Origin of the sequence: Acetobacter tropicalis, from assembly GCF_030644465.1 — a bacterium.
Taxonomy (GTDB): domain Bacteria; phylum Pseudomonadota; class Alphaproteobacteria; order Acetobacterales; family Acetobacteraceae; genus Acetobacter; species Acetobacter tropicalis.
The window spans coordinates 3,496,300-3,515,961 of sequence record NZ_JAUYUW010000001.1; the positions used below are offsets into that span (position 1 = coordinate 3,496,300).

Below are 19,662 nucleotides of genomic sequence, written 5' to 3' on the forward strand. Positions count from 1 at the left end.
CTCAGTTCTCCTGCGGGGGAAGGCGGGCGAGGCTTTGTTTACGGAAAATCTGCGGCCGCTGCCGCCACGGAACCAACCCATCCGATGTGGCGGCGTAGGCTTCGGCGCCAGCCAGAATTTCGGGGGCATCAGCTTCCGTAAGCCTGCCATACACATAGCTCCATCGGCCTGGAGCGCTTAACGCCACCACGCATCCGTTATTACAGGCGGACAGGCATTCCACAGGCACAATTTCCAGCCCGGAATCTGGTTTTTGGCCGGCAAGGTGCGTGTAAAGACGGGCTCCGGGTACCGGCTGCCCTTCCACCACGGGTTCTCCCGCGCGGCAGGTTGTGCAAACAAAAAGTTTTGCGTTCATATCCCAGCCCTGCTTGCAACAAAGGGCACCGCAGGTAGACCTCTGGCTGCAAAGGCAGCAAGGAACGGTCAACCGGTTGCAGCGCACCCCGGCTGCCCGTTGAATACTCTTGCTGGCAGGTCTCCCGGCTTGCGGAATCAGGGTTTCCCCAACAATCATCCACCTTCCCGACAATTTGTCAGTGGCGCAGGATGATCTTTCCGGTCACGGTCGCGGGGGCGGCTGTGATTGAGGCTTCTTTGATACAGAAGCCCTGTCACATTCCCTCTTAGCCACCTTATAGGCGCACCTATAAAACGGAACCAACACGCTAGGCTGTTGCGGCAAAGTGCCCATGATGTCAAGCAATGGAACCCCATGGCTCATGTGCAGAGGGCATCCTCCGAAGAGGAAAAGCAACGATATGGCTATTCGAGAAGCTAATCTGACTAAGGCGGAACAATCTGCTGGAAACGGCAGATGAAATATCTCTCGCAACGAATGCTAGGGTGTGTCGTCAGTTAATTCCAATGATGGCGGAGACGAATTGCACGGCTGCGAGGAAAGTTGACTTCAGCTTGTCATATCGTGTTGCAATACCCCTGAACTGTTTAAGTCTGGCGAAGAAGCGTTCGATGATGTTTCGTTTTTTATAAAGCGAGAAGAGGATTTTCCGTGGATTGCGTCGGTTTTTCTTTGACGGAATAACCGGTGTGATCCCCCGCTCTTCAAGCTTTTCGATGAGGGGATCGGCATCATAAGCCTTGTCGGCGATGAAGACCTCGGGATCGACTTCATCGAGCAATGGCTCTGCTTCTGTGATGTCGGCCCTTTGTCCGGGCGTCAGGGAAAGAGCCGCAGCCTTTCCCGCGGCATCGACAATGGCATGGATTTTCGTGGTCAGTCCGCCACGGGACCGCCCGGTGGCCTGATCCGCCCCCTTTTTTACGGGCGCCCGCGCTATGCTGGTGAGCACGGACAATGGTGCTGTCGATCATCATGTATTCGTTGTCATGGTCAGCAGCCAGATGCCGGAAAATCCGCTCGATCACGCCGCCTTCGCACCAGCGACGCAGCCGCCGGTGCACGTTCTTCCAGTCCCCGAACCGGGCAGGCAGATCACGCCAGGGAATGCCTGCACGGTAACGATACAGCACGGCTTCGATAAACAGACGGTTATCCGCAGCCGTCCCACCGACATGACCTTCGCGACCCGGGAGAAGATCTTTTATTCGCTCCCACTGACCATCGCTCAAACCATACCGTCGCATTCACACTCTCCCCGTTCCAGAAACAGGAAGAAAACATCACAGATCAAACGGGAGTACAAGCTTCATAATCCCCCCGTTTAACTGACGACACGCCCTAGCTAATGAACCACGAAAGAATGGATACGCTTGTGCCGCCATATCCGAAAACATGTCCTTCGTTATGCAAAGCTAGTCACTTTCCAAATTGAAGTTAGAAAATAAATTAATCTAAAAACTACTTTTTTCAAATACATGCCGTGACACACGAAATAATGTTTCTCTAAGCCAGCGATGTATAGGGTCCATATCCCTCCGTGGATGCCATGCCTGAAACGCTTCGACATTCGGCAAAGAGAGCGGGAATTCGAACGAAGCCAATGACAGAGCATCAAGAGAAATATGATCAATGACAATGCTTGGTAAAGCAAGAATGAGGTCCGTGTTCTTCATACTTTCGATCATGCAATGGTAATTGGGAACCACCATAGGAACATTCCGCGTGAGGCCAAACTGATTACGTAAGACCCAATCAATCGGGCCATGGGCGCGTCCTCGCCGGGAGACGCTGATATAATCGTAACACACCATGCTTTCGGGGGTGATTGGAGTATTCAGGATAGGATGTTCTTTACGGACCAATCCCTGCATCTGATCCCTGAAAAGGGTTTGGCGGCGGATTTCGGGCTTCATCAACTCAGTTGCGCCAATATACAGATCAATACTGCCTTCCCGTAAAGGATCTGAAGCAGCTGTACCAATTTCGGGTGCCCAGATTACCTCGCTCTTGGGGCAATCTTTTTTGAGAGCTTGCAACAACGGCAAAGCAAGGGCTGCTACAACCAAATCATTGGCGCGAATTGTAAATGTGGGGCTCATATTGGCCAGATTGGCCAAGGCCCGTGTCTGGATCAGCGTATCTGCATTCTGAACCAGGTCCTGAACTCGCCCCAGAATACCCGCAGCAAAAGTGGACGGGATCATCCTCCGTCCGGCTTGAACCAGAATAGGGTCTGCGAAGGCTTTGCGCAATTTCGCCAATTGGCGACTCATGGCCGGCTCACTGACCTTCAGACGGCGCGCTGCAAGAGAAACACTCTCCTCTTCCACAAGCACCTGAAGATAACGCAGAAGATCAAGATCGTAGCCTTTCATCCTTGCAGAAATAGACGTTGCCAGGTGGAATGACCAGAAATTTCCATTCCTAAAATCGAAGTCGTCGCTTGCCGGAAATAGGGGTTGTCCCGCTCTTTTGGCTCAGGGACATGTAGCGGTATGAACAACGTCATTCCTGCACAGGCGGGAGGCGAGCCGATCATTCACGCGGCACCTCCACGGCCCTCATACATTCCGCCCTTTGGTCTGCGTACAATCATCGGCTGCCTGGGCATGCTGCTTGCCGTGCATGTTGCGGGCTTCAATGAACACGTTACAGAAATCGGGCTTTCTGACATCCGCGGGGCAATGCATATTGGCCACGATGAAGGAACCTGGGTTATCACGATTTATGAGGCCTTCAATATTGCTGCCATGGCTTTTACGCCATGGTTTTACATGACGTTCTCCATCTATCGCTTCTCCATTTTCATGACAGCGATCATGGCGCTGTTTTCCATTCCGGCACCGTTCATGCCGGATATTACTTCCCTTTGTATCTTACGCGCGTTTCAGGGAATGGCAGGGGGATGTCTGCCACCTGTGTTGATGACGGTCATGCTGAAATATCTACCGCCTGAAATCCGTGTGTTCGGTATTGGCGGGTATGCCATGAGCGCCACTTTTGGACCCAATCTTGGCCTACCGTTGGAAGCGTTCTGGTTCGAGCATGTGGGGTGGCACTGGCTTTACTGGGAGATCATTCCTACCGCGGCGCTCGCAATTGCCATGATGGCTTATGGTCTGCCGCGTGACCCCATGCATTTTGAACGGTTTGAGAAATTCAACTGGTTTGGCCTGCTTGTGGGGCTTCCTGCCATCTGCTCGCTGGTGATTGTTCTGTATCAGGGCGACCGTCTGGACTGGTTCCGCTCCCCCATTATTACTGACCTTACCTTCTGGGGTGGGGCGGCATTTATTGTGTTCGTAATTAACGAGGCCTTTCATCCCAGCCCTTATTTTCGGATTCAGTACTGGCGCTCCCGGAACATTCAGGCGGCTTTGCTTTCGCTTGTCGGCATTCTCGCGATCTGCGGCATCATGGGGGATATTCCGGCAACCTATCTAGAGGCCGTGCACGGTTATCGGCCTATTCAGGCGGCTCCCGTCTCTCTGGTTGTCGCAGTGCCACAACTGATCATGCTACCGTTGATAGCAGCCATCTGCAACAACCCGAAGGTGGACTGCCGCTTCATTCTGGCTGGTGGAATGTGCTGCCTGGCGGCGGCAGCGTGGCTTGGATCATGGCTTACGGTGGATTGGGTGAGGGATAATTTTTACCCCATCCAGATCCTTCAGGTGTTTGGTCAACCCATGACGGTCATTCCCACACTCATGCTGGCCACAATGGCCATGGGCCCGGCAGATGGTCCATTTATTTCCGGTATGGTGAATATGCTCAAAGGATTGGCCAATGCTGTTGCCTATGCCCTCTTTGCCGCCCTCAGCCGCAGGCGTGAGCAGTACCATTCCACCATGCTGCTCGACCATCATGGCACTCATGGCCTTGCCTTGCAGGGAATGGGTAATCCCATCACTCAGCAATTGTCCGTCACATCACCGGACAGCGGGCATGTTGCACGGAATTCTCTGCAAGTCTTCCATACCTATGTTCATGAACAATCCCTCGTTCTGGCGCTGAACGATATCTACTATCTGCTGATCTGGGTGTGCCTTGGCTATGCGGTCATGAATCTCATTCTGCCACGGCGGGTTTATCCCCCTCGTGCACCATCTCCTACTGCTCCGGCACGCTAATTCGGAATAACCAATCATGATCTATAAAAAACCACTACTTTATGCTGGCTGCGCAGCCGGTGCGCTTGCTTTCCTGGCATGGGGCGGGGCTCGGCTGATTAATGGTGACGGGGTCAATCAATATACCAATGACGCCTATGTTACGGCCGACTTTTCCACTGTAGCGCCCAAAGTGTCTGGGCGTATTGACCGTGTAATTGCTCAGGATAACGAGCAGGTTCACGTTGGAGAGGAGCTTGCTCATATTGAGGATGATGACTATCGCGCAGCCCTTGATGTCGCCAAAGGCAACGTTCTCGCGGCACAAGGAGATGTCGCCAATCTGGAAGCCGAAATTGCGCGGCAGGATTCCGTTATTGCTCAGGTTCGGGCTGCGGTACAAGCCGATGAAGCAGAACTGACGTTTGCCCGCCAGAATGCAACACGATACCGCAACCTATCTTCTGGTGGAGCGGGGACTATTGAACAGAAACAACATTCCGAAGCTCAGGAACGGGAAGCACAGGCTGCGATTGCACGGGACCAGGCCGCGGTTGATGCTTCCATACGACAGGTTGCCGTTTTGAAAGCACAGCTTGAACGGGCACGAGGTGTTCTGCTGCGTGCGCAGGGGGACGCAAAACAGGCTGAACTGAATCTGTCCTATTGTACCATTCCGGCTCCTATTGATGGTGTTGTGGGCGAACGTGGAGTGCGGGTCGGAAACTATGTGCATCCCGGCACAGGTATTCTGGCTGTGGTACCTACCCATTCCGCTTATATTCTGGCCAACTATCAGGAGACCCAGTTGACGAAAGTCAAAACGGGGCAGAAGGCGACCGTTTGGGTAGATACCTTCCCGGGCCAGCCGCTAAAGGCGCATGTGGACTCACTCGCTCCGGCAACGGGCGTGGCGTTTGCCCCTATTCAACCTGATAATGCAACCGGTAATTTTACCAAGGTTGTGCAGCGCGTTCCTGTGAAACTAACCTTCGATCCTGGCCAGTCTTTGGCTGAAAAAGTACGCGTCGGGATGTCCGTAGAGGCCAATATTGATACCTCTTCACCGCCTGAAGGGGCACATGCCAATGATAGCCGTTATGTCTGGCAGTAAGTTTATGAAGCATTTCTTTCTTGCTGGCTTTTCATTACTGGCACTTGCTGGCTGTACCGTTGGGCCAGACTATCACAAGCCTGACGTAAAAGCCCCTACCGCGTGGCGTTCCACTCAACCGCCAGCAGAAAGTCGGGTGGTTAACGCCTCCACTGATCCTGCATGGTGGACCATTTTCAATGATCCCATGCTGACACGGTTGGAAAATGAGGTTGCAACCTCGAATCTGGATCTGAAGGCTGCCAGTTTGCGCCTTATGCAAAGCCAGGCTGAGAAGCGCATTGCAAGCGCCGCCCAGTTTCCGCACGCAGAGGCCAATGCCTCCTATGCACGGGAGCGCGCCAGTACCAATGGTATATTGGGACTATTGGGGACTATGGAGCGGGAAGGAAGCCAAAGCATTGCGTCTGGCGCGCAAGGATTTGGCCCTACCGCCTTGCCGGGCAGTGTGGGTAATCCCTCTTTCAATCTGCCGCAATATGGCATGAATGCCTCGTGGGAAGTCGATTTCTGGGGGCATGTCCGGCGGCAGGTAGAAGCTGCAACAGCAGCCGTGCATGCCACGGAAGAAATGCGACGCGATATTCTGGTTTCCCTGATGGCGGAGACAGCGCAGGATTATATTGATCTGCGTGCGACCCAAACCCAGATCGGGATTTTGGAACACAACATAGATATTGCAAACAACAGCGTAAAACTGACGACACTGCGCTTTCAGCAGGGAGCCGCAACCCGTCTGGATGTGGCAGAGGCGACCGGCCAGCTTCATACCTTTATCTCACGCCTGGCGCCACTCAAGGCTCAGGCGACACATAGGCTGAATGCACTAAGCTTCCTGGTGGCGCGGGAACCGGGCAGTTTAGATGCAGAATTGGGGAAACCGGCTCCTATTCCTCTGGTGCCAGCGGCTGTTCCGGCAGGATTACCCTCAGAGCTTGCCGAACGTCGTCCAGATATCAGAATGGCAGCAGACCGGCTGCATGCGGCAACTGCCAGCATTGGCGTTGCTATTGCTGATTTCTTCCCTCGGGTTACCCTCTCTGGCAGTTTGGATATTCAGGCGTTGCAGTTCAGTGGCCTGGGATCATGGGCTTCTCGCCAATATGGGTTTGGACCAACGGCAACACTTCCTCTTTTTGAAGGAGGGCGCCTCACAGGCCAGTTACATCTACGCCGTGCCCAGCAGAAAGAAGCTGCCACCCTGTTTCAGCGCACCGTTCTGAAGGCGTGGCAGGAAATTGATGATGCCATGGCCGACTTCACAGCCGCGCAAAGACGACGGGACGAACTGGCCGAATCTGTGCATGAGAACGACATTGCGGTGGACACGGCCAAGGCTCAGTATGTGCAAGGGGCCGCAGACTTTCTGAATGTGCTGACCCTACAAAATGCACTGCTATCCTCCCAGAGTGCGTTGGCAGACGCGACAGCGCATGTAGCCGAAGCCGTGACAAACCTCTACCGTGCAATCGGCGGAGGATGGGAAAATATCTATCCCGAAAAAACAATAAAAAAGCACGCGTGAGAAAATGATGATCATCAGACGGTCCGATACCTTGGGAACAGCACATTCCGGCGGTCAACTCCTGCGGTGTCATTTTGCATTTTCTGACTATCAGGAGGCAGAGCATACCCATGAAGGATGTTTACAGGCCGTAAATATAGGAACCATGTTGCCAAACGGCTGTTATCAAATCGGCCCGGAAGCGGCGGTGGATATCCTGACGTGGGTGCGTTCCGGTATTGTTACGACCACCATGGATCACTTTCAAAGTGAAGATATCGGGGCGGGAGGGCTGCATCTGATCAGTAGCGGCACGGGTTGCCGAACACTTCACTGGAAAGCAGGAGGGGAGGGTGTGTCCTTTATTCAGTTCTGGATACTGCCGGACATAGAAGGCACCACACCGATGCAGGAAAGTCGCCCTCAGTCTTCAGAAGATAAGAGCCGGGGCTTCCAAATCATTGCGTCAGGCTTTCCGGAAGATGATCCTGAAGAGCAGGAAAATGAAGAAGACAACGCGCCCATAACATTAAATGCGCGAGCACGCCTGCTTCAGGCCGCACTTCCGGCGCAAGAAGGTGCTGCTTATTGCACAACCCCCGGGCGAGATCTTTATATGTTGGTGGTCTCTGGAAGCATACGCATTGGAGAAGAAACCCTCTTTGCCGGTGATGCTGCGGCTTTTGAGGGCATCACCGATCTGACAGTGATTGCGAATCAACACTCTGAGCTTCTTTTGGCTGATGTTGCGGCTGATAGGCCTGCCAAGCATTGACCGAAGAATGCCCATTTTTCCATCTACCCGAACATCAAGTTTCAATGCTAATCAGGTAATTAGAGACATTTGACCTGAAAGTGTTGGCGACACCATGAAGAAAGCTGATCTGTCACGGGAGCCTGGTGTGCCCAGGCGCAATAATACCCAGCAGATTTTGAATGCTGCTGAAAAAATATTCTCAGCCTATGGTTTCGCCGGTGCACGGGTAGATGATATTGCCAAAGCATGTGCTCTTCCCAAGGCGAATATCCTTTATTACTTTGGGAGCAAGGAAGAACTTTACCGGGCAACATTGCAGCGGCTACTGGTCGGATGGCTGGCAGATGCTGATCAATGGATTTCCATCAAACATACCCCTATTGTGGGCCTTGAAGGATATGTCCGCGCCAAAATGGAATTTTCACGCAGCAGGCCCGATGCGTCACGCCTGTTTATGCATGAACTTCTGGCAGGAGGGGAATATGTCCGGGTGTTTCTGGACAGTACCTTGCGTGAGCACGTAGAGCAGAAAGCTCTTGTTTTTGAGTATTGGCATAAAGAGGGATTATGCGCCCCGGTGAATGCGACCCATTTCCTATTTACCTTGTGGTCAATGACGCAGGCCTATGCGGATATGCAAGTGCAGTTTGCCGCCGTTCTGGGTCGCCGACGCCTGAATATTACGGATTTTGAGACCGGTATCAGCACGATCATGCAGCTTGTGGGGGCTATTTGCAGGACCAGCCAACCACTGACATCACACAAGCAAGCAGACACGATCCAGCAGAAAGCGGCAACAAAACGGAATCGTATACCTCAATAAAAAAATAATAATAAAATTGTAAATAATATTGAAATAATGCCAATTTTCTAAATGAATTTTCCGCATGTTTAGCATTATAACTAAACTGATGCAGAAAAGATGAACGAATTCAGGGATCTTGGCATGGAAAATGGTTAACGAAGTTATCTGCCTTCCCCGATCACAACATCATCTGGTATTTTGGTACAGGTGCGCTAATCTATAACCGTTCTACATCTGTGATTGTTAGGGAACCATTATGATCAAACGTAGCCTGTTCCTTCTTGCTGGCGTTATGGCAACTCTCCCGGTTCTGGCGAGTTCAGCCAAAGCCGCATCAGATGGTGCTGCGGTTTACAATGCCAATTGCTCTGTCTGCCATCAGGCTGGTGGTGTTGGCATGCCTGGGCAGTTTCCGGTTCTGAAAGGGCGTATTGATAAAATTGCCTCTACGCCTGAAGGTAAGAAATACTTGGCGGATGTTGTTTTAAACGGTCTACATGGCCCTATTCAGGCTGGCGGCGTGGCCTATGCAGGCTTCATGCCTTCATTGAAGGCACTTTCGGATGATGATATTGCAGCAGTGCTGACATATGTGGCTTCTTTGGGTGACACCAAACCTGCACCTGGTTTTACGGCAGATGACATTAAGGCAGCTCGTGCCGCCCCCAAAAAGGGCGCTGAACTTCAGGCCGAACGTAATGCCCTGAATGCAGTACATCCGATCCCGTAAAATAATTTCGTTTGTTACAAGCTCTCTGGTTACAAAGATAAAAGCATGTAACCAGAGAGACCTTGCGAGACGCACTTTCAGGTGTCACATTCGATATCTTAAAGCCTGCTGTATTGGGATCATCGCGCCATAAGCCGACGAGGCCGATGGCGACAATAATGAGGGAGCAGGTGAAAAACTGCGCCAATAGTCTTCCACAACCAGAGCTAATAGATTCTGCGTGCGTTACCCGATCCGCATAAAGAGTGTGGATGGTATCGTGATTTTTGTAACGTCCAGACTGAAACTCTCCCAACGCAGCAGAAAGCGCGGCAAAACTGACTATCCCAAGATAACCTCAATAGTGTGCTCAAGGTTATCATCCTTCATCGTAACACTATTGGTTGTATGTATTGGGATGTTATCCATAGTAATGCGCTTTACACCACGACTAACCTGATCCGGATTGCGTACAGTTATTATGTAACGTGTATTACGCCACAATAGAGTAACTTCAAATTCAGGCCAATATTCAGGAATACACGGGTTAATGAGAAGAGCATTCCCCTGGATGTTAATCCCCAGAATGTTTTCCGTACCAACACGCTGCATCCAGCCCGCAGACCCGGTGTACCAGGACCATCCTCCGCGCCCCGTATAGGGGGGCTCCGAATAAATATCCGCAGCGACCACATAAGGTTCGAGTTTATAGCGCAAGGCTCGTTCTGTTGTGAGACTATGCTGGATGGGATTAAGGCCTTTGAACAGTGCGTGTGCAAGATTTCCATCACCCAGCGTTGCTATCGCCATGACTGTCCACAAGGCTCCATGAGTGTACTGCCCCCCATTTTCTCTGATTCCAGGCGGGTAACCTCGAATATAGCCAGGATCGGGCTGAGCCTTATCAAACGGAGGGGTAAGAAGCAGGATAAGATGGTCTTCATGCTTAACAAGGCGCTGAAGAACAGAATGCATGGCATGGGCGGCCCGCTCCGGGGAAGCCACACCTGACAATACTGACCAGGATTGCGAAATGGCATCTATCTGACACTCTGTGCCTGTATGAGAGCCAAGAGGTGTTCCGTCATCAAAATAGGCTCTGAGATACCAGTCTCCATCCCACGCACCTTCGAGAGCTTTAGCTAAAGCAACAAGATGCGCCTTCCATTGCGCCACCCGAACCAGCTCTCCCCGTGCTTCGGCAAGCGGAATAAAGGCTGTGAGGGCTGCATGTAGGAACCAGCCCAACCATACGCTCTCTCCTTGCCCGTGCTCACCAACCCGGTTCATACCATCGTTCCAATCACCTGTTCCCATAAGCGGCAGGCCGTGCCGCCCTACCGACAGGCTGTGATCCAAGGCTCGTGCGCAATGTTCAAAGAGAGAGGCGGTTGCGGCCGAGATAGATGGCACCATAAAACTATCATGTTCGGTTAAGGGGAGAGCTGGGGCTTCAAGGAACCCCACATCCTGATCAAGAATAGCTTTGTCACCACTGATAGTCACATAGTGGGCAACGCAATATGCAAGCCATGCTCGGTCATCCGATATATGCGTGCGCACACCAGCGCCGGTTTGCGGCAACCACCAATGTTGCACATCTCCCTCTACAAACTGGCGTGAGGCAGCGCGTAGAAGATGGTCATGCACCAAATCAGGGCAGGAAATTACCAATGCCATACCATCCTGCAACTGGTCCCGAAAACCATATGCACCACTTGCCTGATAAAAGCCTGCTCTTGCCAGCACCCGGCTGGACAATGTTTGATAAAGAAGCCAGCCGTTGAGCAGGATATCCATGCCACGATCAGGGGTCTTAACCTGAATGGAACGGCATACAGCCGCCCATTTATTTTCTACATCATGCAGAACCTGATCAAGATCTGCAGTTCTGTAATGGGTAATGAGATGCCGGGCTTTGTCTGTATCTTCTGCATCTCCCAGCATGAAAACAATTTCTACCCGACCATCTGCGGGAAGGATAATGCTGGTTTGCAAGATGCCGCATGGGTCAAGGCCTCCTCCCGTTTCGCCCTGCAAAGAGTCGAGCGCTGTAAATGCATCAGGACTATCAAGAGAGCCATTGCGCCCAATAAAACTCCTACGATCCCCCGATGACGCAGTGACATACCCTCCAATATCCGCAAAAGCGACGCGGGCGCCATAAGTCGGGTTCCAGCGGTTGTGGGCGAAGATAGCGCCCGTTTCATCATCTATTTCTGTTGTAACGAACTGCGCCATCTGTGTGCGGGATGTACCCAGAAGCCACTCCACATACGCGGTCACAGATAACGTGCGAGAGCGTCCGGATAGATTATGAAGCTGGATACGGGAGAGTTTTACGGAATCTTCTGTTGGAACATATTGCAGCAAAGTGCTGGCAATACCTTCAGCAATCCGTTCATAGCGCGTGTATCCGTACCCATGGTGAGCGACATATGTTGCCTCCGGATCTCGCCTTGTCGCTGCTGTCAGGCACCAGAGAATTTTTGTTTCTTCATCCTGAAGATAAAAAACTTCTCCCGCAGGGTTGCTGACTGGATCATTTGACCATGGGGTAATTTGACGCTCCTTACTGTTAAGCGCCCATGTATAACCACTTCCGTCTGCTGATGCCTGAAATCCGAAATTTTCATTTGCTATGACATTAATCCAGGGCGCAGGCGTTGTTTTGCCTGGTCCAATAACAACAACATAGGTCCGACCGCCTGCTGCAAAGCCACCATATCCGTTGAAAAATTCAAGATCTGGAAGAGAGGGAAGAGACAATGATTTTTCTGTCTGTGTGGTTTTGTCCTGTATAATTTTTCTCTTCCGGGGGAACATCAGATCAGAATAAAGGAGCCGCTCTTCAAGAGACTTGGTTGCATCCAGAACAATACGCGCTACTGACAGAAGCTGCGCCTGAAACGCAGGAGTGATGAGATCTGCGCGTAAAATACGGACAGAACCACCACTATCAGAAATTTTAGGAAGAGCGCGCACCTGTTCTTCAAGAGACATTTGTAGTTCTTGCAAATAAGAACTGGGATGCTCATTCAGAATAACAAAATCGAACTCCAATTGTTTCAAGCGTAGATATTCAAAGCCCACAAGAAGCTTATGGACAACAGGAATATCTACGTTATCCTTGATCCGCAGCACTAGGATGGGAAGGTCTCCAGAGATCCCCTGTTCCCACAAAATTGGTTGTGCTGCGGCGCCTCGAACGATTGTATGAGAAGAAGATCGCAGGGAAGAGCCTGCAAAGAGGAGAGAAGACGCTAAAGTTTGAAAAAGATTGGCATCGGCGGAAGAGACATGGTAATCCCCCCATTTTTAGTGGGGCGTTGAATGAGAATTCAGGCAGCTGTTTTTAGTTTCTGGGCGGGGGTTAGCCCGCTGTTCCCCATGTTGGGTCTGTCATGATTATATGTCCAGAGCCATTGTGTTGCGACCTCCTGCACGTCCTGAATGCTTTCAAACAAATACTGCTCCAGCCATTCCTGCCGGACAGTTCTGTTGTAGCGTTCAATATAGGCGTTCTGCTGCGGATTACCCGGTTGCGTATAGATCAGGGTAATCCCCTGTTTTTCGGCCCATGAAACCAACGTATGACTGACATATTCAGGGCCATTATCCATTCGGATGGCTTCTGGCCTGCCACGCCACTCCATAACCTGTTCCAGACAGCGGACAACCCGACAGGCTGGCAGGGAAAAATCAACCTCGATCGCCAGTCCTTCACGATTGAAGTCATCCAGAATGTTCAGGAGCCGAAAAGCACGTCCATCCATCAGCCTGTCCGCCATAAAATCCATGGACCAGACCCTGTTGGGAAGGGCCGGAACCGACAGCTTTTCAGGCTTTTCGCGAACCAGACGCCTGCGGGGTTTAATCCGCAGGTTGAGTTCCTGTTCCCGATAGATCCGATAAACCCGCTTATGATTCCAGACATGTCCCTGCACATTGCGCAGATACAGGAAACACAGACCAAATCCCCATCTCCTGTGAGCCTGGGTCAGTCCCACAAGAAGATCGGCAATCCTGTCGTTCTCCGCTGCCAGTCGCGGACGATAGCGAAAGCAGGTCTCGGATATCCCAAAAATCCGACAGGCCAGCGCAATGCTGACCCTATGATGCGCCACAGCTTGTGCGGCCAGTTCCCGGCGCTGGGCTGGCCGCTTCATTTTTTTCCAAGGGCTTCCTTCAGGATATCCGTCTGCATGCTCAGATCCGCATACATGCGCTTCAGCCGACGGTTCTCCTCTTCCAGAGCCTTCATCTGACTGATCATCGAAGCATCCATGCCGCCATATTTCGCGCGCCACCGGTAAAACGTGGCGTTGCTAATCCCATGCTCCCGGCACAGGTCAGGAACCGGGACACCGCCCTCAGCCTGGCGGATCACACCCATGATCTGGGCGTCAGTAAAGCGATCACTCTTCATCAGAATCTCCTCAATTCTTACGCTGAGAAAATTCTCATTCAAAAGCCACTCTTTTTATGGGGGGATTACCACATCAAGATGACGCAACTGTATCTGAGCATGTGTCCATGCCAACGTACGGATACGATCAAGGGCTGACGTATCCTGATGTGTGTCAATTAACTCCAGAATTTTGTCTCGAGAAGAAGCAACCATGGTCCAGAATGATATCCTGGCTGTAGCTCCAGGCTTGATAGTGACACGACTGCGAAGAGAGAACGAAGGATCAAGGACTGTTCCCGTCTGGCCAGATAAAGAACGTTTTCCCGTTATGGCAGCGGGTGCTTTTAAGGTGTGTCCACGCCCTATAAAATGGGCGCGGTTGGTTTCCATCTCCACAGATGTCGGACATACAGCGAGGTGCGCCATCCATATCTCAGGCTCATTCGGCTCGCGCCGTCTCCGGGTTGCTAGCAGTGCCTTGGCGCTCGGAACATACTCTGTCTGAACAAAAAGTTTGGTAAATGCAGGATGTGCAAGATCAGCAATTTGAGGAAGAAGAGCCAGTTCCATATAGGATGTAATATCGATCTCAACTACTTCATGACCTGCGTTCGATACCGTTATGTTCCTGATTTCTGCATCATCTTCCGGTGAGACGAGCACTTCCATTGTGGTTGTAAGAGCACCATCCTGACGAGAAAATTCTGCTCGGTCTTCATAAAAAACAGCTGAATAATCGTCCGGTGTTTCTCCGCATGGTTGAATACCAGCAGACCATATGTTCCCGGTTTTTATGTTTTTCAGATAAATATAAGCCCCAAAATTATCGAGAGTGGCGTCTTCCCGCCAGCGTGTCAGTGCTTGACCTTGCCAGCGACTATACCCGGACCCGGCCGCTGTCAGCATGACGGAGTAACGACCGTTCGAGAGAAGATGCGTGACAGGCTCCGGCGTAGAGGCAGTGTGGTAACGACGACCAAAGGAAATGGCAGCCGAATGAGGCTGCGCCTTAATATTTTCTTCCGAAGGCAGAGGGCGGGCCACCACACCTTGCTGCGGTGCCTGCTCCTGAAGGAGAAGTTCGGCCGAGGCTATGACGGGATCTTTATGGAACCGTGCTCGCATAACGCCTTCCAGAACCGTATCTGCCACAGCCAGAATAGACATGCCTTGGTGATGAGCCATGTAGGCGCGAATAACCGCAACATCCTGATGTTCGGGCACCCGCTCTGGCGTATAATCCAGAGCCTCATAAAATCCGTAGCGGCCTCTTGCGCCTGCTTTTTCCAAAACGAAAAGGTTAGACACTGCTTTTTGTGGGTCAACCATAGCCGCCAGAAGGGTAGCATAAGGTGCGACAACCGTATTTTCACCCAGCCTACGCTTTAACCCCAAACCCGGCACACCAAAATTGGAATACTGATAAGTATAATCCATATCACGCGCATTGTAGGCCGATTCAGAAATTCCCCACGGAATGTTACGCGCATACCCGTAATCAATCTGGTGCTGCACAATCAGAGTATTGGTTTCTTCAAGCAAACTCCCCATAGGGGCACGCATGACTAATGATGGCATAAGATATTCGAACATGGAGCCCGACCAGGACACGAGAACGGCTCCATTGCCACTTGCTGTAATGGGGCGTCCAAGGCGGAACCAGTCACGGGCCGGAATATCTCCTTTGGCTATGGCATAGAATACAGCCAAACGTGCTTCAGATGCCAGGAGATCGTAACAATTCTGGTCTTGTATATCTGCTGAAACCTGGTAACCGATCGAAAGCAATTTTCGTGATGAGTCCCGTAAAAAGCCGAACTCCATTTCCTGCGCCATGTTTCGGGCTAGTTGAATTAAGGCCCGCAATCTAACAGGAGTATTTTGCCGGAGTTGATCATCATAATCTCGAAGATGGCTTTCTATTGTTCTAAGGGGAGCAGATATCCAGTACAGTAAATCTGCAACGTCAGAAGGCTCTGAATTGTCTGGAAAAAGGGACGGATGCTGCGCATGCGCAGCAATCGTCTGGGCTTTTTTTTCAAGATTACGAAGACAGGCCTCCAGTTCTTCTTCAGACGCCGTAAGAAGTGCGTTTTTCAACCGGCTGAGCGATCTGATCAGCACTTTTTGCTGCTTGTTAAGAGGAAGACGGATGCCATTATGAAACATCATGTCCATTATGGCGATTGTAACACTATCCAACAATCCGGCCCGCCAAGAGAGATTCTCTTCCTGCTCTCCTAGCCATTCCTGACATGCTGCAGCAACCGCGATAAGATGCCCAGCCAGATTTCCACTATCGACCGTAGAGACATACATGGGAGAAAGAGGGGTAAGATCGACCGTACTATACCAATTATAGAAATGCCCTTTATATTTTTGCATTTTCTTTAGTGTTTCAAATGTTTCCTCCAGCCGGTCCAATGTATCTTGTAGGCCGCACCACCCAAAGTCTCTCGCGCTAACAGTACAGAGAAGATAAAGTCCTATGTTTGTTGGAGATGTTCGCCGCGCAAGAACCGGGCGTGGGTCCTCCTGAAAATTATCAGGAGGCAACATATGATCATCTGAAGTGACAAATGTTTCAAAAAATACCCAAGTGCGGCGCGCGGTAACGCGTAATGTGCGAATATCTGTACGTGATGGTCGGGATTTTGAGGGAAGAACAGGGGCACGGCTGGTCCATAACGCTATGGCGGGTGATAAGCCCCACAAAAACGCTAATGGCCCTGCCAGAAGGAGATCTTCCGGACTGTGCCATGCCATAAAACCAGAAAGCAGCACTGAAAATAGCGGTGCGGGAAGCATTTTGCGATAGTAATCTACCATCCCCGCAGGCTTCACATCTATGGTCTGCGCAGTTGGAACCCATTGTAGAAGGTGTTTATGGGTAATAGAAACACGGGTTAGTGTGCGAATTATTGCATCAAACATGAGGAATGATTGATGCGCAAGAAACGTAATAGTCAGCGCCACAGTGACAAAGGCTTTTGATGCTTGGGAGAGAAGAACGCTGACGTAATTTCGGAATGTTATCCACTCCTGCCTAGGAATGATATCTGGAAGAATTGGCAAAAATATTGGCAGGGAAACAGCTAGCAGGACGAACGCTGTCCATATTCCGGAGCTTTCCGGCATAAAGATCCAGCATGCAAGAAGAGCAAGAATCGTAAAAGGCGCGCACAGCGTTCTGCGTAAATTATCCAGCATTTTCCAGCGCGAAATCCCGGAAAAACGATCACGGGGTAAAGGTTTGCGGATTATACCGGAAAGTATCCAGGGCAGAAGTTGCCAGTCTCCGCGGGTCCAGCGATGTAACCTTTGTGCAGCAACAATGTAATCTGTTGGGAATTCTTCTATGACTTCTATATCTGAAACCAATCCTGCGCGCGCAAAAATACCTTCAAACAGATCATGACTCAAAAGCGAGGCATCTGGAACACGGCCTGAGAGAGCAGATTCAAAGGCATCAATATGGTAAATGCCCTTTCCAGCATAAGAACCTTCTCCAAACATATCCTGATAAAGGTCTGAGATTGCGGAGGAATACGTATCTATTCCTGTCGCTGTAGAAAAGAACTTCTGAAAAAGTGTACTGTGGTGTCCTACAGGAAGAGAAGGCGTAACACGGGGCTGCAATATGGCATAACCCTGTTCAACTCGCCCTGTATCAGGGTTAAAGCGGGGGGAATTGAGAGGATGGGCAAGCTTTCCCACCAAGCGTTTAACAGTTTCAAGTGGAAGACGCGTATCAGCGTCTAAAGTAATGATATATTTGACAGATGCTGGAAGGCGGCGCTCCGGGTCTGCCATAAAAGTGGTATCTGTTGCCCCGCGCAACAAACGGTTGAGCTCATGAAGCTTGCCACGCTTACGCTCCCATCCCATCCATATCCGCTCGCTATCACTCCAAACTCTGCGGCGATGCAAAAGCAAAAACCGGTCCGCATTCGCCGGGGGAAGAAAGCGGTTATTGAGATCTCTTATTCCGTCAACAGCCAGCCTCAGAAGCCCCTCATCCTCAGGAGCCTGAAAGCTTTCATGGTCTTTCCAATCTGTCAGAAGAGCAAAATGAACAGTTTCATCATGGGTTGCTAGATAGTGTACCTCCAACCTTTCCAGAAGGGTTCTGATGGTTTTTTCATCGGTCAGGAGAGCCGGGATAACAACCATGGTGCGCATATCGGCTGGAACACCTTCCAGCAATTCCAAGCCAGGCAAAGTACCAACCTTGAGAACACGCAACAAAAGGTGATTGATGCAAGAAACCGCAGCTTCAGATGCTGGAAAAAACGCCAAGACGCTTATTAGCAGAAGACAGGGCCAAAACGGTGTTTCTGTTATTGAGAAAGCAAGCGGCAGAAACAGAAAAAAAAGAGAGAGAAGAGTAACAATCAAACCGTAGCCGATAATGCCTCTTCTGCAGAAAGCCCGAACCATCCTTGTAGAAAAAGTAGGTCGGAACTCTATTTCCTCTTCCAGAAGGGAGCGTCCTTCCATAAGAAGATAATATCCCGGATCTGTTTTGCGCAAATCAGAATCTTGTATTGATAGACTTCTGGATGCCAAGGAAATGGCAATATTTGCAATATCAATTTCAGATTTTCGGCTTTTTTGTGCAAGATCCTCAATAGCCTTGCGATAGAGATCTCTGCTTGCAAAGTCTGCATCTGTAAAACTTTTATACTCTTTAAAAAGACAATCTATAAGACAGACCTGCTCAAAAAATTCCGTCCAATCCAATTCAGAAATCAGCCTTAGACTGGTGATGATATTTTGTGTCGTTGCGTTTAATAACCCCTGTTCACGTAGATCGTTCTGCACGGCAGCATCAATCGTTGTCCCTCTATCTTTAAGCCGTTGTTCCAGCCAAACAAGAACAGGGTCTTTCTCAACGTCCAGTCCTCTGGATCGGTGAGAAAGTCGCGCGACAAATGCCGGAGACAGAGTATCAGGATGAATGTGTTCCAAGAGGCCAGAAACTGAACCTACTTGCCCTTGGCGTAACTTTTCCAAGCGGTTTGCCAGAACATCTGCAGAGAGGCGGTTGGCATTATTCTCCATGATTGCCGCGACAACCCGACGGAGATTTTCAATAAGAACAATCTTCAGCGTGATGGGAATAGCCCATAACTCGCCAATTGTAAGAGGTGTTACACTCTGATACGCGAGCAAATATTTTCGTAGAAAATCCAGTTGAAGATGGCTGTCCGTATGCGCAACGAACGCCCATGTCACACCAAAAATTCGCGGCAATCCCCAAAAGGGGCCGTTCGAAAGTTTTGGAAGACGCATATAGTACTGCACAGGCAAATCAAGCGCTGTTTCACGGATTTGCATGTCAACAAGTGCGTAATTATCTGCCAGCCATTGTGCAGCGGGCGTTAATTGCCTGCCATCCTGAACAGCAGCGGCAATAGAAGCATCAGCTTGGCGAAGAAATACATTGTTTTCTTTTAATCTTGCTTTTAAAGGATTTCCAAATTTCCAGTTTTCAAGATCAGTCTCTTGCGCGGCGGCCAAGCTTCTTGCATGAGATTCCAAACGTTCCAGACCAAAAATTTCACTTCTTATGGGGAAAAGATTATCTTTCCATTGTAATTCTGGGTTAAACCCGAAAAAACGTCTAACGAAAGACGTTTTTAGCCCGACAGGGCAGGCATCTGAATAAGGTAGGGGATCGGCACGTCCATTCATACTTTTCTGCTCCTCATCAAGGGCCGAAATACAACGGATTATTTTGATGTATAAAAAAGAATACATGTTTTAAAAATGTTCTTTAGATAGAATTAAATAAAAATAGAAAATTTTGTTATTTTGGTTCTCTAGATTTTTCTATGAAATTGGAAACGTTAGAATTTTCGTTTATGCACTGAGATTTTCAAC

At 50.4% G+C, this 19,662-nt stretch carries 12 protein-coding genes and 1 riboswitch; of the genes, 6 read left to right on the forward strand and 6 right to left on the reverse strand.

The features are described from left to right. Position 1 precedes the first annotated feature (1 nt). The 3 genes from QWU00_RS15725 to QWU00_RS15735 all read right to left on the reverse strand — a co-directional run bounded on the left by QWU00_RS15725 (position 2) and on the right by QWU00_RS15735 (position 2,739). A complete protein-coding gene (locus tag QWU00_RS15725) occupies positions 2-358 on the reverse strand; it encodes a DUF1636 domain-containing protein (RefSeq protein WP_035381142.1) in 357 nt (118 codons plus the stop codon). 97 nt (positions 359-455) lie between these two features. Continuing rightward, a riboswitch (cobalamin riboswitch) is annotated at positions 456-680 on the reverse strand. Between the two features lie 174 nt (positions 681-854). Beyond that, positions 855-1,608 (reverse strand): IS5 family transposase gene (locus QWU00_RS15730; RefSeq protein ID WP_304651050.1). Its coding sequence is split into 2 segments (ribosomal slippage): positions 855-1,269 and positions 1,268-1,608, totalling 756 coding nucleotides; the frame shifts between segments, so codons are not numbered across the junction. 207 nt (positions 1,609-1,815) lie between these two features. After that, positions 1,816-2,739, reverse strand: a complete 924-nt coding sequence (locus tag QWU00_RS15735; protein WP_035378540.1) for a LysR family transcriptional regulator — start codon at positions 2,737-2,739, stop codon at positions 1,816-1,818. A 120-nt stretch (positions 2,740-2,859) separates the two neighbouring features. Here QWU00_RS15735 and QWU00_RS15740 point away from each other — a divergent pair, with 120 nt between their 5' ends. From QWU00_RS15740 to QWU00_RS15765, 6 genes are all read left to right on the forward strand, one after another. Next, entirely contained in the window at positions 2,860-4,497 is a 1,638-nt protein-coding gene (locus QWU00_RS15740) for an MFS transporter (protein ID WP_035378542.1), read from the forward strand. A gap of 16 nt (positions 4,498-4,513) precedes the next feature. Further along, positions 4,514-5,590 carry an HlyD family secretion protein gene (locus QWU00_RS15745; protein ID WP_035378545.1) on the forward strand — a complete coding sequence of 359 codons (1,077 nt, stop codon included), beginning with the start codon at positions 4,514-4,516 and terminating at the stop codon, positions 5,588-5,590. 4 nt (positions 5,591-5,594) lie between these two features. Continuing rightward, complete coding sequence (locus QWU00_RS15750; RefSeq protein WP_035378553.1) at positions 5,595-7,115, forward strand: efflux transporter outer membrane subunit; 1,521 nt, start codon at positions 5,595-5,597, stop codon at positions 7,113-7,115. A 4-nt stretch (positions 7,116-7,119) separates the two neighbouring features. Beyond that, positions 7,120-7,869 (forward strand): pirin family protein, encoded by a 750-nt coding sequence (locus QWU00_RS15755; RefSeq protein ID WP_035378547.1) that lies wholly within the window; start codon positions 7,120-7,122, stop codon positions 7,867-7,869. A 94-nt stretch (positions 7,870-7,963) separates the two neighbouring features. Further along, positions 7,964-8,674 carry a TetR family transcriptional regulator C-terminal domain-containing protein gene (locus QWU00_RS15760; protein WP_035378549.1) on the forward strand — a complete coding sequence of 237 codons (711 nt, stop codon included), beginning with the start codon at positions 7,964-7,966 and terminating at the stop codon, positions 8,672-8,674. 238 nt (positions 8,675-8,912) lie between these two features. Continuing rightward, entirely contained in the window at positions 8,913-9,386 is a 474-nt protein-coding gene (locus QWU00_RS15765) for a c-type cytochrome (protein WP_035378551.1), read from the forward strand. A gap of 321 nt (positions 9,387-9,707) precedes the next feature. On the opposite strand, the gene QWU00_RS15770 is transcribed toward QWU00_RS15765, so the two are convergent. The 3 genes from QWU00_RS15770 to QWU00_RS15780 all read right to left on the reverse strand — a co-directional run bounded on the left by QWU00_RS15770 (position 9,708) and on the right by QWU00_RS15780 (position 19,473). Next, positions 9,708-12,368 carry a GH36-type glycosyl hydrolase domain-containing protein gene (locus tag QWU00_RS15770; RefSeq protein WP_231551617.1) on the reverse strand — a complete coding sequence of 887 codons (2,661 nt, stop codon included), beginning with the start codon at positions 12,366-12,368 and terminating at the stop codon, positions 9,708-9,710. 338 nt (positions 12,369-12,706) lie between these two features. Next, positions 12,707-13,794 (reverse strand): IS3 family transposase gene (locus QWU00_RS15775; RefSeq protein WP_150395605.1). Its coding sequence is split into 2 segments (ribosomal slippage): positions 12,707-13,533 and positions 13,533-13,794, totalling 1,089 coding nucleotides; the frame shifts between segments, so codons are not numbered across the junction. A 54-nt stretch (positions 13,795-13,848) separates the two neighbouring features. Further along, positions 13,849-19,473: a glucoamylase family protein gene (locus QWU00_RS15780; protein ID WP_081939003.1), complete on the reverse strand. Its 5,625-nt coding sequence runs from the start codon at positions 19,471-19,473 to the stop codon at positions 13,849-13,851. Between the last annotated feature and the right edge of the window lie 189 nt (positions 19,474-19,662).